This window comes from Priestia sp. KCTC 13724, from assembly GCF_056820425.1.
In genome coordinates, this window is record NZ_JBXDLD010000129.1 from 1 (window position 1) to 15,337 (window position 15,337).

General features: G+C 37.2%; 13 protein-coding genes, 1 rRNA gene and 2 riboswitches. Of the genes, 1 reads left to right on the plus strand and 13 read right to left on the minus strand.

Annotated features, from left to right (window positions below; translation table 11 throughout):
* The 6 genes from AC1UFB_RS15990 to AC1UFB_RS16015 all read right to left on the minus strand — a co-directional run.
* Positions 1 to 257 (minus strand): 16S ribosomal RNA (locus AC1UFB_RS15990); the annotation flags it as partial.
* Between the two features lie 403 nt (positions 258 to 660).
* The gene (locus AC1UFB_RS15995) at positions 661 to 1,986 is read right to left on the minus strand and encodes an NCS2 family permease (RefSeq protein WP_061786449.1); all 1,326 of its coding nucleotides are present in this window, start codon (positions 1,984 to 1,986) and stop codon (positions 661 to 663) included.
* 154 nt (positions 1,987 to 2,140) lie between these two features.
* Positions 2,141 to 2,242, minus strand: a riboswitch (purine riboswitch).
* A gap of 98 nt (positions 2,243 to 2,340) precedes the next feature.
* Entirely contained in the window at positions 2,341 to 3,870 is a 1,530-nt protein-coding gene (guaA, locus tag AC1UFB_RS16000) for a glutamine-hydrolyzing GMP synthase (protein WP_035320199.1), read from the minus strand.
* A 121-nt stretch (positions 3,871 to 3,991) separates the two neighbouring features.
* Positions 3,992 to 4,093: riboswitch (purine riboswitch) on the minus strand.
* A gap of 38 nt (positions 4,094 to 4,131) precedes the next feature.
* Complete coding sequence (locus AC1UFB_RS16005; RefSeq protein ID WP_482589489.1) at positions 4,132 to 6,303, minus strand: DUF4129 domain-containing transglutaminase family protein; 2,172 nt, start codon at positions 6,301 to 6,303, stop codon at positions 4,132 to 4,134.
* A complete protein-coding gene (locus AC1UFB_RS16010) occupies positions 6,300 to 7,448 on the minus strand; it encodes a DUF58 domain-containing protein (protein ID WP_025908435.1) in 1,149 nt (382 codons plus the stop codon). The genes AC1UFB_RS16005 and AC1UFB_RS16010 overlap by 4 nt, the downstream gene beginning before the upstream one ends.
* A 7-nt stretch (positions 7,449 to 7,455) precedes the next feature.
* Positions 7,456 to 8,406, minus strand: coding sequence for an AAA family ATPase (locus AC1UFB_RS16015; RefSeq protein ID WP_025908436.1), 951 nt, complete (start codon positions 8,404 to 8,406; stop codon positions 7,456 to 7,458).
* A gap of 273 nt (positions 8,407 to 8,679) precedes the next feature.
* Between AC1UFB_RS16015 and AC1UFB_RS16020 the strand changes: the two genes are divergently transcribed.
* Complete coding sequence (locus AC1UFB_RS16020; protein ID WP_163071368.1) at positions 8,680 to 9,336, plus strand: 2OG-Fe(II) oxygenase; 657 nt, start codon at positions 8,680 to 8,682, stop codon at positions 9,334 to 9,336.
* A 155-nt stretch (positions 9,337 to 9,491) separates the two neighbouring features.
* Here AC1UFB_RS16020 and AC1UFB_RS16025 read toward each other — a convergent pair whose 3' ends face one another.
* The 7 genes from AC1UFB_RS16025 to AC1UFB_RS16055 form a co-directional block, all read right to left on the minus strand.
* Entirely contained in the window at positions 9,492 to 10,343 is an 852-nt protein-coding gene (locus AC1UFB_RS16025; RefSeq protein ID WP_328101898.1) for a MurR/RpiR family transcriptional regulator, read from the minus strand.
* A 222-nt stretch (positions 10,344 to 10,565) separates the two neighbouring features.
* Positions 10,566 to 10,841 carry a hypothetical protein gene (locus AC1UFB_RS16030; protein ID WP_328101899.1) on the minus strand — a complete coding sequence of 92 codons (276 nt, stop codon included), beginning with the start codon at positions 10,839 to 10,841 and terminating at the stop codon, positions 10,566 to 10,568.
* 14 nt (positions 10,842 to 10,855) lie between these two features.
* Positions 10,856 to 12,208 (minus strand): TRAP transporter large permease subunit, encoded by a 1,353-nt coding sequence (locus tag AC1UFB_RS16035; protein WP_328101900.1) that lies wholly within the window; start codon positions 12,206 to 12,208, stop codon positions 10,856 to 10,858.
* Between the two features lie 56 nt (positions 12,209 to 12,264).
* Complete coding sequence (locus AC1UFB_RS16040; RefSeq protein ID WP_131886723.1) at positions 12,265 to 13,143, minus strand: DUF1932 domain-containing protein; 879 nt, start codon at positions 13,141 to 13,143, stop codon at positions 12,265 to 12,267.
* A gap of 16 nt (positions 13,144 to 13,159) precedes the next feature.
* Positions 13,160 to 13,849: an RraA family protein gene (locus tag AC1UFB_RS16045; RefSeq protein WP_482589490.1), complete on the minus strand. Its 690-nt coding sequence runs from the start codon at positions 13,847 to 13,849 to the stop codon at positions 13,160 to 13,162.
* Positions 13,850 to 14,458: 609 nt separating this feature from the next.
* Positions 14,459 to 14,842: a retropepsin-like aspartic protease gene (locus AC1UFB_RS16050; protein ID WP_100346436.1), complete on the minus strand. Its 384-nt coding sequence runs from the start codon at positions 14,840 to 14,842 to the stop codon at positions 14,459 to 14,461.
* A 26-nt stretch (positions 14,843 to 14,868) separates the two neighbouring features.
* Positions 14,869 to 15,099 (minus strand): hypothetical protein, encoded by a 231-nt coding sequence (locus AC1UFB_RS16055; RefSeq protein WP_100346437.1) that lies wholly within the window; start codon positions 15,097 to 15,099, stop codon positions 14,869 to 14,871.
* Positions 15,100 to 15,337: the final 238 nt, after the last annotated feature.

Consider the following 15,337-nt stretch of genomic DNA (forward strand, 5'->3'; position numbering starts at 1 on the left):
AGCTAATGCACCGCGGGCCCATCTGTAAGTGATAGCCGAAACCATCTTTCAATTTTCTCTTATGCAAGAAAAAATATTATCCGGTATTAGCTCCGGTTTCCCGGAGTTATCCCAGTCTTACAGGCAGGTTGCCCACGTGTTACTCACCCGTCCGCCGCTAACGTCATAGAAGCAAGCTTCTAATCAGTTCGCTCGACTTGCATGTATTAGGCACGCCGCCAGCGTTCATCCTGAGCCAGGATCAAACTCTCCGAAGAAATGTTTGACTTGCTCATAAAAGTTAAAAAAATTAACGTTGACGTTTGTCGCTTTGTTCAGTTTTCAAAGTTCATTTTCTCTTGAAACAACTTTACTAATATATCATTCTGAGTTTTAAAAGTCAACAACTTTTTTCCAAACTCTTTTTTCAAACTTCAAGTTTTTCTCAATCGCTCCTTGGCGACATATAATAATTTACCATGATAATTATGAAGAGTCAATTGTTTTTTTAAAAAAACTTTCACTTTTTTAAAAAGCTTTTATTTACTCATTTCGATCATTTAACTTTCTCAATGATATGCACTTATTTTATAACTGTTATTCAAGCAAAGTCCAGTAACCTGCTCAAAATAAAAAGGCAGCTACTTTAGCTGCCTCTTCTTCTACTATTCTTTAATTATTTTATTCTGCTAAGAAAATAAAATATAGAACGAAGATTACGAATAACCCATACATAATCGGATGAATCTCTTTCCTTCTACCTTTACAGATCATCGTGATTGGATAAAAGATAAAACCGATCGCGATACCTGTAGCGATACTGTATGTTAAAGGCATCATGATAATCGTTAAGAAAGCTGGTACCGCTACTTCAAATTGATCCCACTTAATCTTCCCTAGGCTTGCTACCATTAGTGCACCCACAATAATAAGAGCTGGTGCTGTTACCGCTGAAGTTACTACAGAAAGTAAAGGTGAAAAGAAAATAGCAATTAAAAAGAAAAATGCAGTTACAACTGAAGTAAACCCTGATCGCCCACCTGCTGCAACACCCGCTGTTGATTCAACATACGATGTTGTTGTAGATGTTCCTAAAACCGCACCCGTTACTGTCGCTGTAGAGTCTGCTAAAAGCGCTCTTCCTGCACGAGGTAATTTATTATCCTTCATTAGTCCAGCTTGAGTTGCAACAGCAACCAAAGTACCTGCTGTATCAAAGAAATCTACAAATAAGAAAGTTAAGATAACAACTAGCATTTGAAGCGTAAACACTTCACCGAAGTTTTCAAAAGCAGCACCAAATGTCGGAGCTAAGCTAGGAGCCGGGCCGACAACACTTGTTGGTAAATCAACTAACCCTACAACCATACCAGCGATAGCTGTAATAACCATTCCTATAAAGATTCCCGCATTGACGCGTAAAACCATTAAGATAACTGTTATAATAACACCAAAAATAGCAAGTAATGTACTACCATTTGTTAAATCACCTAAACCAACTAGTAGATCTGGATTGTCTACAATAATATTAGCGTTTTGCAATCCAACAAATGTAATGAAAAGACCAATCCCAGCACCAACTGCTAGTTTTAACTCTGCTGGAATAGCATTAATGATTGTTTCACGTATACCAGATAAAGATAATAAGATGAAAATTAACCCCGATACCATAACACCAGATAAAGCCGTTTGCCACGGAATACCCATTGTTAATACAACGTTATAAGCAAAGAAAGCATTCAAACCCATTCCAGGCGCAAGCGCAATTGGGTATTTAGCGATTACTCCCATAATGAGTGAACCAAGCGCTGCAGCTAAAGCAGTAGCTGTAAATACCGCACCTTGGTCCATACGCATGCTATCTGGTAAATCTGGTACACTGCTCAATGATAGCATCGCTGGATTAACGAATAAGATATACGCCATGGATAAAAAAGTTGTTAATCCTGCAATAGTTTCCCTTCTATAATTTGTTCCTAACTCATCAAAACGAAAGTACTTCTTCATACTTGTTCCTCCCCACCATTGGAAGTCGCTGTCTCATGGGTAATATAAAAAACGCCTTATACAATTAATAATGTAAAGGCGTTAACTACGTAAATATATACGGAATGATACTATCTACTCTTCTCTTTTTATCTAATAGATAGAATAAATCGTTTGTATATACAGAGTTGCTCGTAGTCAAGCCATTTACGGTAGCTCGGTAGAAACTTTCGGGCCATATTCCCAAGATTATACGACATTTCTTAATATGTTTAGTTCTTTTATGCTAGTATATTACCACTTAATAATGAATTAAGTCAACAAAAAACGAACATTCTTACAAAAGAATGTTCGTTTGTTCGGTTTCCTTACATATTATTCCCATTCGATTGTTGCAGGTGGCTTACTTGTAATGTCATACACAACGCGGTTAATGTGTTTAACTTCGTTTACGATACGAACTGAGATCTTCTCAAGCACATCCCATGGAATACGAGCCCAATCAGAAGTCATCCCATCGATTGAAGTTACGGCACGAATACCGATTGTATAATCATACGTACGAGCATCCCCCATTACACCAACACTACGGATATCAGGAAGAACTGTGAAGTACTGCCAGATATCACGCTCTAAACCTGATTTTGCGATTTCATCACGTAAAATGTAATCAGATTCTCGAACGATTTCAAGCTTTTCTTCTGTTACTTCACCAAGCACACGAATTCCTAGCCCTGGACCTGGGAATGGTTGGCGCCATACAATATTGTCAGGAATACCTAATTCAGTACCTAATGCACGCACTTCATCTTTAAATAGTGTATTTAAAGGTTCAATTAACTCAAACTCCATATCTTCTGGTAATCCACCTACGTTATGGTGAGATTTAATTGTTTGAGCAGTTGCTGTACCACTTTCAATAATATCTGTGTATAGTGTACCTTGAGCTAAAAATTCAAAACCTTGTAGTTTAGTTGCTTCATCGTCAAATACATAGATAAACTCGTTCCCAATAATTTTACGCTTTTGCTCTGGGTCAGATACACCTTTTAATTTGTTCAAGAAGCGGTCTTTTGCATCAATTTTAATAACGTTCATATTAAACCCTTCGCTGAACGTCTCCATTACGCTTTCCGCTTCACCTTTACGTAATAAACCATGATCTACGAACATACAAGTTAATTGGTTACCGATTGCTTTATGAATTAATACGGCTACTACAGAAGAATCTACGCCGCCACTTAATGCACATAATACTTTTTTATCTCCAACAACTCGGCGAATTTTTTCTAATTCAACTTCAATAAAGTTTTCAATAGACCAGTTAGCTTCAGCATGACAAACTTCAAATACAAAGTTCTTTAACAGATCATTTCCGTATACTGAATGGCGAACTTCTGGATGGAATTGAACTCCGTACATATTTTTATCTTTATTGCTCATACCAGCAATTGGGCAAGATGCACTTGTCGCATCCACTTCAAATCCAGGCGGTGTTTCTACAACTAAGTCGCCGTGGCTCATCCATACCACTTGCTCTTTCGGTAGCTCATGATACATTAATGAATCATTTTGTACGTGAATCGATGCTTTACCATACTCACGATGATCTGCACCCGCTACTTTACCACCAAAATGATGAGTCATAAGCTGCATACCGTAACAAATACCCAGTACAGGAATTCCTAATTCGAAAATATTTTCGTCACAGTGAAATGCACTTTCACCATACACACTATTTGGACCACCAGAGAAAATAATCCCTTTAGGATTTAACGCTTTAATTTCTTCTGCTGTAATTGTGTGTGGATGTAATTCACTATATACGCCAAACTCACGAATACGACGCGTAATGAGTTGGTTATACTGACTTCCAAAATCTAATACAACAATCATGCCTTCCATCTCGCTCACCTCTCCGAATGTGTAAATAATCACTTGCTATTATGCCCCAAAATATAAAAAAACCAGACTTTCCCCTTTTATATAAAGGCAGAAAGTCTAGTTGAACACAAAGCTATGATCAAAAAGAATATCCTGCCTTCATAGTCAGGCCATTTAAGGTGACCCGGTAGAGACTCTCGAACCATATTATCGAGGATATATGAAGGTATACGTAACACTATAGTAAGTTCGTGAATATTCTATCAATCAAGCTGGAAATGGTCAAGAACCTGTCGTTTTAATTAAATTTTCCCACAATTCTACTGATTGACTCCAAGATTCTACAGATGACTGCTGCTTATAAATAACTCTCTCATACTTTCTCGTTAATTCACTCATATCATTTGTATGAAGCTGATGATCTACTCGTAAAGCAAAATCCTTCAGCGTTTCATGTGAATCTCTTTTTAAACCTTTTCTTGCTAACATACTTATTAAGAAGAAATAGGCTTTTTCAAACGCTTTTTCATCCGAACGTTTGCGGTAGTATGGAACCATTACACGTGGCAACCATTTATAACGTGTCATGTATAACAATATGAATGAAAAGGGAATGAGAAGCAATAACCACCATAAGGAGATTGCAGCATCTGAAGGTTCCACTTTCTCATCATCTGCTACTTGTTTTTCTTCAGGTTTCTGCTCTTCTTGTACCGGCTCTTCCACTTCTGGTTCAGTAGCTTCTTCTATCTCTTCCTCTTCTGTACCTTGATTATTCCCTTCCACTTGAGGTTCATCAAATTCATAAGGGTTTGAGAATGTCTTAGTTGGTTCAAACGGAACCCAACCTGTTCCTGGGAAATAAACCTCGACCCATGAATGTGCATTGTTTTGCGTCACTTCATATACAGGCGTTTCTGCACTAGCGCTAATTTGTTCGCCTTCGGTATAGCCTTTCACCCAGCGCGCTGGAATATCAAGTGTTCTAAGTAGGACAACCATGGATGAAGAAAAATTATCACAGTATCCTCTAAGCGTCTCAAACAGGAATTGATCTACGTAGTCTTCTCCTTCACCAGGAATAGCTACATCGTTTGTATCATATACAAAACCATTAGCTTGAAAGTACTTCTCTACTGCTTTTACTTTATCATAGCGAGTAGCTTCCTCAGCTGTAATCTCTTGAGCAAGCTGCCCAACTCGATTAGGTAATGATTCTGGGAGCTGAGTGTACCTGTTTTGAAACGAAGAATTCTGTTCAATAGAAACTCCATTTCGATCACTATTTTGTAGCTGTTCAATATTAAAAGTAGGATATGCATATGTCATTTCATATGATTTCGCTTCGGTCACGCGACCTTGATTGTAAGGAAATAACTTTTCATTCGCTGGCGTAATTTGCGGTTGCAGTACATCATTAAGAGAAATACTCTTCAATTCTGGAACATGCATTAAATGAATAGTTGGTTGTTCAAACTTAATGGACGCTGTGTATGATTCTTTTTCTACACTTGCACCATATTGAGGAAGTACGTTCTCATTTCCTTCTAACGGTCGACTCGCAGCATTATAAGACGTTTCCCAGCCTTTTCCCGTATAGACGTCTTTTGTTTCAATCCGCCAATAATGCTCTTTCTCTGTTTGAGCAGTAAATACAACCGTATCATCTGCGGTAAAGGCACCGCCGAGCTGAGAATCATCAGTATCGTAACCAATCCGCTGGTTATTTGATGCGCCTTCACCACTGTTTTGTGTGTAAGCTGTTAAGAACGGAACAGGGTCAGGCCATTTCGGAGCTGATTTTGGTGCAATATAAGCAACACCAACTACTATAAGCAGAACACCTAGTAGCAAAAAGAAAGACCTTGCTCTATTTTCAACGTAGGAAAGCTTTTGTTTGGTTCTTCCATCTATGTGTAATCGCAAAAAGCCTAATAATAAGAAGCCAATGGCTACAACTCGAACAATAGCAAACGTAGCGTCATACTCAGAAAACGTATCAAGCACTGTAACGTAAACAATTGTTAATAAAAAGAAGAAAAAAATCTTTTGCTGATAAAAAATCCAGTAGCGAATTAAGTAAGCCATAATCCATAACAAGATAAAAAACAGACATGTTCTCATCTCAACTGACAAATTGGGAATTTGCCAGCCGATAATACGGCCTATATCTATTGAAGTTTGGTCAACGAACGCACTAAACCATTCTGCTGATAAAAAGGGCGTTTGATAGTAAATGCGATTAATAGCATACAAAACAAACGCTGCGTTTATAACTGTCACAATAAAAAACGAGGTCTGCAGCATCAGTAAGAGAAAGGTAATACTAACAAAAAAGATAAAATACTGAATCTCACCTGTATCAGTCACCACACTAAGTGGATGTAGCCATTCAATCAGCAATAAAAACGCGCCGACATAAAGTAATATGCTGCGAATACTTAGAGACTTCATTGCTTCTTCACCTCCCGGACACTACGGGGATTTGGAAATTGAATAAAGTGAACATCCCACCTTGGAATATTCACATAACCTCGTCCGTCTTGTTTGCTTTGTATAATAAAAAGCGTTACTTTTGTTTGCGGACTTACTTTAGCTTGAACCTCTTGAATTAATTCACTTGTCATCGAACTTGAAATAACAGTAACTGCATGAGATAAACCTTTTGGAATCGTTAGCTTTCCGTTTCGTATCGGCTGGACCCTAGCAAAGTAAGCAAGCCATCCTCTCTCATGCTGAGCTCCTCCATGCAGCTCCTTTAAACGACTACTGCTTCCCCCATGGATAAATGAAGCTGGCTTATGCTGATTTAGATACGATAGAATCATTGAAGCCATGAAACCAGTCCGCTCCTCAAAGTCTGTAGGATCAACGCCATCAAAAATAAGAACCTCTTCCAAATCACTCATCTTCTCAAACTCTTTTGATATAAGCGTTCCTTTTCGGGCAGTCGCTTTCCAATCAATAGTAGACAAGCGGTCTCCTTGTTCATACTCACGCACACCAGTAGCAAGCATCGTATTTTCAGCAATGGAACGCTTATAAAAGTGCTTTTCCCCCTCACTCCATTGGGAAGAGGTAGGTTTAACTTGTATTAAATGAGGATACATAATGAGCTGGTTTCTTGTCACAAAAACTTGCTGTCGATGAACAATGCCTAATAAATCACTCATTTCAATCGAGATTCCAGTAAGGTTATACTCACCTCTCTCTAAGGAGGGAATTTCAAACTCAATCACAATGTCTTTTTTCCACAGTGGGTATACTATCTTTCGCAAAGATAAATCAGCCTCTTTACATATATCTTCAACGGAAAGATTGTACAAAGGAAAAAATGAGTTTCGTTTAATATGAACTTTGTAATAAACCGATTCCTTTGCTTCGTACTGCGTACGCGTCATCACTCGCTCCACTTGCCAGCTTTTCATAGGATAGAACGCGATCACAATTCCATATAAACCAAAAGGCAGAAAGCTATAAAATAAAAACCAGCTTACAAATCCTCCTTGAAACATCGCATAAGCAAAAGTCGCTACTAATAAGACTACTAATAACAAAAAGCTTATGACTGGTTGCCTTTTAACACTTAGTTTAGCCATATAGCTTTTATCCTTTCACCGGCACAGGCGTACGCTTTATAATGCCTTCGATAATGGAGCCTTCCGTCACCCCTTCATATCTCGTCTCAGGTTGCAGTATAACACGGTGTGCGAACGCATGTTTCATTAAGTGTTGAACATCATCTGGAATACAATAATCTCTACCTTCAAGCAAAGCATACGCTTGAATTGCTTTCATTAACGCTACGGAACCACGCGGGCTTACGCCAAGGCTAATGGATTCATGAGTTCTCGTTTGGATAACCAAATCGACGATATAGTTTTTAATGACATCATCTACGTAAACATCCTTCACCATTTGCTGCATCGTACGCAGTTCTTCCACATTCATAACAGGCTGGACATCATCTATCGTTCGCTTTTGCTCAACTCCATTTAGAATAGCTAGCTCTTCTTGTTTCGTTGGGTATCCCATATTTAATTTAAATAAGAAACGGTCAAGCTGCGCTTCTGGTAATTGATACGTTCCTTCAAAATCAATTGGATTTTGCGTAGCCATCACAAAAAATGGAGATGGTAACTCTCTTGTTAACCCGTCTATGGTAACGTGCTGCTCAGCCATGGCTTCCAATAGTGCTGCTTGTGTTTTTGGTGAACTACGGTTGATTTCATCTGCTAATACAATATTCGTTAAAATTGGGCCTGGTTTAAAGTGAAACTCCATATCCTTTGGGCTATATACCGACATACCCGTTACGTCTGACGGCAGCAAGTCTGGTGTGAATTGAATTCGCTTAAAATCAGCATTAATTGCCTTAGCCAACGTTTTGACAAACATCGTTTTCCCTACTCCTGGTACATCTTCTAATAGAACATGTCCTTCTGCAAGGAGTGCAACAATACTGAGCTTAGCTACATCTCGCTTTCCTATAACCACTTCGTCAATTGTATTTAAAAGCTGTTGAAGCTGAGTCTGCACCTTTTCTGCTGGTATCATGAAAGTCCCCCTTAATGTATGTATACATACAAATTTTTCACAAATATAGTACTATTCTAGCAAATCAAGCAGTTTACTTAAAAGAAATAAGGTGAGTCTGATGCTTTATATTTTTACCAGTTTCGAAACAACCTCAAATAATTAGAAAATAAACATTTATCTTATTAGAAGCAAACCTTTGCCCTGCGTGATATAATTTTTATCAGTAAGCGATTCCAAGAATACTGCATTAGATTTCAGAAAAATAAGTCTTTTTTGAGGAGAAGAAGAAAAATGGCTTTAGATCAAGAGTCTTTAGTAACAAAAGAACAAACAATCTTTAATCATATAGGCAATAAAATTATATTAAGCGATAGAGAAATTGACATTATCGCTCGTTTAGAAGAGCCGCTCATTCTCGTATTAGACAATGTGTTAAGCGATGAAGAGTGTGATGAACTAATTCAGCTATCTAAAGATAAAATGCAGCGCTCTAAAATTGGAGCTTCACGTGAAGTTAATAATATCCGTACAAGTAGCGGTATGTTTTTCGATGAAAGTGAGAATCCACTTGTACAGAAAATCGAAATGCGCACTTCCGAAATCATGGGCATTCCAACCGATCATGCTGAGGGTCTTCAAATTTTAAACTATTTACCAGATCAAGAATATCGAGCACACCACGATTACTTCGTCCCTACAAGCAAAGCCGCGAAGAACAATCGAATCAGCACGCTCGTTATGTACTTAAATGATGTAGAAGAAGGTGGCGAAACTTATTTTCCAAAGCTAAAATTTTCCGTTACGCCGAAAAAAGGTATGGCCGTATACTTTGAATACTTCTATACAAATCAAGAGCTTAACGACTTAACTCTTCATGGCGGTGCACCCGTTGTAAAAGGTGAAAAGTGGGTAGCAACGCAGTGGATGCGTAAGCAGAGAATTCGTTAAATGTTATCTTGCTATGTAACAAAATACAAGGCCTGCTCAAGTGAGCAGGCCTTGTATTTTGTTAACTCTTTTTTAAATTAATATTTAGCCTTTAATTTATCGAGAAGCCCATATTAATTAAAGAAAAGCAAGACATATTCCTAATCAACCTCAAACTAATTCAACGAGTGATAGTCCATATCCATCAGAATTTCATTCACCTTATCAAGACGTTTCTTCGTTCGTTCAGGATAATTAATTGCCAAAGCGCTGATTATATAATCTGCTACAAACATTGATGATACCACTGAATTATGAAAAGCAATGCTGCTTGAATTGCATGACAGTACTATATCAGAATGAGAAGCAAGCGGAGACGAGTAACTGTCAGTAATTGAAATGATTTTTACACCATTGTTTTTTGCTGTTCGGGTAAGGTCAATAATCCGCCGAGCATATCTTGGAAAGCTAATCGCAATTACTAAATCGTTCTCGTCCAGGCCAACCATGCTATCTGCCCAATCACTTAAATCGGCTACAAATAGACTGGTATTCCCAAAGAGCCTGTTTAATCCATGCGTCAAATACTGTGCAACCGGTAATCCGCTTCTAACGCCTGTACAAATAATTCGATTTGCTGATAAGATTGCTTTTTGTGTATCCTCAAGCACTTCGTTGGAAATTACATCAATGGTACTTTGGATATTGCTAATCTGCCTTTCTGCATAGCGTCCCCACAAATCGGCCTCTTTAATTCCCTTTATATTTGCTTCAAGTCTTGTTTGAGGAGCAGCTTGGTTTCTTAAATTTTCTTGAAGCCCTTTTTGAAATTCAGTGTAACCTGAATACCCAAGGTTAAATGTTAACCGCATTATCGTTGTTGTACTTGTCTTTACTACTCCTGCCAATTGATCTACGGTCAAAAAAGCTACATCAAGCGGATGTTTAATAATGTAGTCTGCTACTTTTCGCTGTGTTTCCGTTAATTCACCAATTCTTTGTTGTAATTTCACAATAGGATTTTCCATATTATCTCTCCAGACAATTGGGTAATGTGTTAATTTTTCCACCTTTTTTCATCTGAGAAAATATTATCACGATTTTTCTTTCTTGTAAAAAAGCATATTATTCTCATAGAAATAGCTACACTAAAAATTACCTTGTTCAACAAAATTCTAGATATAATAGTAATTATACAGTTACTTATAAAGAGAATGAGTTAGCTATAAATAGAATTGATTGGATTTTTCCTAACGAACATGCTCTAATTTTTCATCAAATTCATCTGAAGAATAAGCATGTCCTTCATTTAATTTTTCATTGGGGAGATATCCGAGAATAAAGCCAAGTATTCCAGCTAATGCACTAATCATAAAGGTTGGATTAGCAAATATGTCCCAAGATTTCTGTATTAAATAACCTTTTTGAAACAGGATTCCTGCCAGTTGACCAAAGACTAAACAGGTTCCGCCAGCTAAAAACAGCAAAAGACAAGTTTTAAATAAAAAAGCAATGATATTTCTCATTTTTTCACTCTCCTCTAATTTAGTACTGGCAAGAAGCCCATTGCAATGAAATAACCAATCAATAAAGTTGGAATAACATAATATAAAATTAAAGGAACGAAAGTCTTTTCAGGACTCGCACCTGCGAGGGAAGCCGCAATAAATATTGATCCAGAAGCAGGTGGCGATGCACCTTCTGTTGAAGCAAAAACAAGAATTGCAACTACTGCAAGTAAAGGATCAACTCCAGCTGATACCATTGCTGCAAAAGCCACCATTCCAATAGCGGTTAATGTAGCTGTGGATGAAAGTGGACCAGCAACTAAAGCTACAAGAAGGGAAATTACCAGAACCATTAACCACTTAGAAATTGCAATAGAGTCCATGACAGCTGTTAAATCTTCAGCAAGACCTAAATCAGTCAACACTTGGCTAGAAGCATAAGCAAAAACAAGTAGTGCTCCTATTGTGGAAAAACGGGGAATCGCTTTATTTAAAAAGTTATTCCAACCCTTTGCTGTCTTTGGTAATTTAGTCCATCCAACCATCATGCTAATGAAGATAATTAGAATTGGTATCCATGTGATTAATGAAATACTTTCCATTGCATCACTGCCGATATTTTGATTTTCCATAAGTTTTTTAGCAAGAGGTCCAATTGTAATTACAATTGGAATTAATGCGCCCCAAAAAATCAATGTTGATTTCCAACCTGTACTTAACGCTTCTCTTAACGGCTGAATAAATTCCGGTGAAACCGCTTTAATATTATCACGCTTAACAAAATACATAATAAGAAATATACGATAAATTATTTGGTATACTCCCGCAATAAATAAAGCTACATACAAATCCCCTTCTGACACGACGGCTGCAATAGGGGCAAATCCAAGCATAATAAACATTGATGCACTAGGTGGTAACGCTGCACCAAGGCCACCATTACCAGCTACAATAGTAGCAGCTCGCTCCCGACTAAAATTGGACTGCACCATCCACGGCGCAGTAATAGAGCCCGTAGTAGCTGTATTCCCTGAGTTTGAACCTGCAAGCGTTCTCATTATTCCTGATGCAATTGTATCAACGTATGCAGCTCCCCCAGGTAGACGTCCTAATAGAGAGTTCAGTATTTTTACAAGACTAGCAATAATGGCAGTGTGATCAATAACATATGCCATAAATACAAATGCTACAGATGCGTACAAAACATCATTTGTACCCGCAAAGAGAAGACCATTCCATATTAAATCGAAAAATTCCGTCCCACCGAACAAAGCAGTTGCAATAAACCCAGCAAGCATTGCCTCTGCAATATTACGTTTAAGTACTAGATTCCAAAACACAATTATACCAATAAATACAAGTAACGCCCAAATTCCAACCCCCATGTCTACACCTTCTTTCACCACTTTTATAAATACCGCTTCGTATTATTATCTTATTTTTATGTTATTACTTTAAATGCTTCAATGACTTGCTTCCAATGTTCTGGCTTTTGCCCTTGATATTTTTCTTTGAAATTTAGTAAAGCAAGCTTTTCAATTTTAGCTTTTGCTGCTTTTGATATGCTAGAATCAATCTGAGCTGATTCTAGCATATCAATTGTGCCCCCAAGCTCAATAGAACGTCGATTTGCATGAAGGGCAGTTCCCGTCACAAGGCGATTCATTGTTTCTTCAAAGCTTTTTCCGTTAATGGTCTCACTTAATGAATCGATAACAAGATTTTCAACATTGTAATGTTGAGCAGCTTCTAATAATTCAATATATAAGCCAACGATTCCTTTCATATAAATACTTCTTATCAATTTAGCGGCTGTTGCTTCACCAGGTAGCTCGCTTACTTTCTCAATATTCATTTCATATATGGACATTTTTTCAATAAAAGTATCGGTACCATTACCACTTGCTAGAATAGGTACTCTATGTTTATAAACTGGTAAAGGCCCCATCATAGCGGCATCTACAAATTCCCCGCCAACACTATTTACGTTTGCTGCTATTTGTTTTTTAATAGTGGGCTTAGCTGCTGAAACATCAATATAAAGGCACTTACCTTTAACGTATGATACTAATTGTCTACTTACCTCATATGCCTTGTCTGCAGGGACTGCAACAATGACCGCTTCGGAGCTTCTCATTATTTCTTCAGGTGACTCTAATATTGTAACGTTGGCTGCTTTAGCTCGATCTTGAATGAGATTACTATATTCTGTCATATTCCAAAGCGGATCATATGCCTTTATTTTTTTAATCCCTTGTTCATTGAGGCCAAATGCTAATTCAAAGGCCGCTTCACCAAATCCGATAAATCCTAAATTCATGTTTCATTTGCCTCCTTTAGTATTCAAATGCTTTGATTTTTTCAGCTAACCATTCTGGTGCGATACTTGTTTTATCTGTTTTTTCTTGGCTTTTACTTTCCTCATAGTTATCAATCAATTGTAAACGTTTTTTTTCGTATTCAAGCTTTTTTTCTGCTTTCAAAAGTACATCTTCCACTTTCTCTTGAGGAACAACCACTATACCATCATCATAACCAACTATTAAATCGCCTGGGTGAACCGTGACGCCAGCACAAGATATTGGTATATTAATAGCACCAGGACCATCTTTAAACGGCCCATTAGGAATGAAGCCTTTTGCATAAACGGGAAGTCCTATTTCACTCAGCATTTCTTTATCCCTGACTAAACCATCAATGACAATCCCTTCGATACCAACTGCTTTGGCTGCTTTAGCCATTAACTCTCCTAAATAAGCGTTTTCAACGTGCCCTTTTCCATCTGCCACAAGCACATACCCTTCGCCCCCGCAGTATATTCCTTGGTGTAAAAACAAGTTATCCCCCGCTCTCATTTCAACTGTTAATGCTGTACCAACTACATGCATATTTGAGGATACTGGCTTAACCCTATAATCCATTGAACCTGTACATCCTAAGGCATCTGATATAAGTGTTGTATTCAATTTCTTAGCTCTCATAATAATTTCTTGAGACAAAAGCGGTGCTGTATAACTCACGTGCATACACTCCTCGAATTTAAATATTTTTTAAATTTCCAGCTCTGTTCCCCCACCAATCTGATAACGCTTACAAAAAAGTTTTAGATCACTTGCCTTTGTAATAAAAATAACAACAAAAGATAACAAAAGTAAAAAAAAATACTTCTTAAACAAAATATTAACATTGTTATTTCTTGGTGTAAACATTTTTTAAAAATTTAAACTATTTAAAGTTAAAAAGGAATTATAGCTAAAATAAAAAGCCTCTCAACAGTTTTTAACTGTTGAGAGGCTTTTTTATAATTAGCTGTTTTATTTTATCACAGGGTTGCCATGTTTTATAAAACGAAAACAACTCTGAGGACAAGAAAAATATATCATCGTTTTAGACGTTGATATAATAAGGTTTTAAACCCTTAATTACATCATGCCGCCCGTAAGCTTTGAGGGTGTAACATCGTTAACGAGAGGTGCAAAAAGCGCGGTAAATCAACGTTTTGGATATTATTTACTGTAACATCTTTAACGGTGATTTACCGTTTTTTATGGGATTGCGTTAGCAAAATGTTAGCATTTTGATTAAATACTCAGAAGGTGATCGCGTATTAATATGAAGGTGGTGTTTACCTTAACCTAGTTTTTGCGCACTTCCATATTTTCGAAGTTGATGATTAATTTATGTGCAAGAAAAAAATCACTCCCGATGATTCCGTCAAATCCATGCATTTCTCTAACATCGCCGAGCTGTATAGTGAAATTATTCAGTCGAAACTCATCAATATTCATACCACTTACTTTTTGTTCAATGCAGATTTCCGTACCGCCAATTCCGTACATCTTTCGTGTAATTGCATTTTCTAAATCGAGCATCAGACCAATTTTTTCACATAAGTCTGTATCTAAAATGGTTGAAGAACAGCCGGTATCAAGGAGTACGTTGCTAAATGTCTTTTTCTGTCCAGCATATTCAATTTCAACAGAGACTAGAGGTAAACGGTCATCCAGTTGAAATTTCATACTCTTCTTCGTACTCCTATATATGGCTACTCAATTACCTTTATTTCTTCGTTATTCGTGTGAAAGATATATAATTCACGATTTTGATTTTCCCCGTGTAGCTTTTTATACACTTTCCATGCTGCATTGCCATTCTCAAAGTCATCAATTACCGACATTTCTTCGATGATTCTTTCTTTTCCTTTTGCTTCAGACTTTAATGCTTCTACTAAGACACACCTTTCTGGAAAATGCTGACGTACTTCAGACCATTTCATTAACATCCCTCTTCCGATTCATTATTTTATAAATTTCTTTATTAGAACAATCATACAAGTTTGCACTACAATAGAATTTCTTTTGTATCATTTAATTTTTTAATACTAATGGGTTCGGATATTTCAAAAGCCAACACTGCTGGACTAAGGAGGAATATTAATTTAAATTTAGTCACTAGTGTTGCATTAATTTAAATTAACTATTAAAAAGACTCAAAATCTTCAATTTTATTATTTT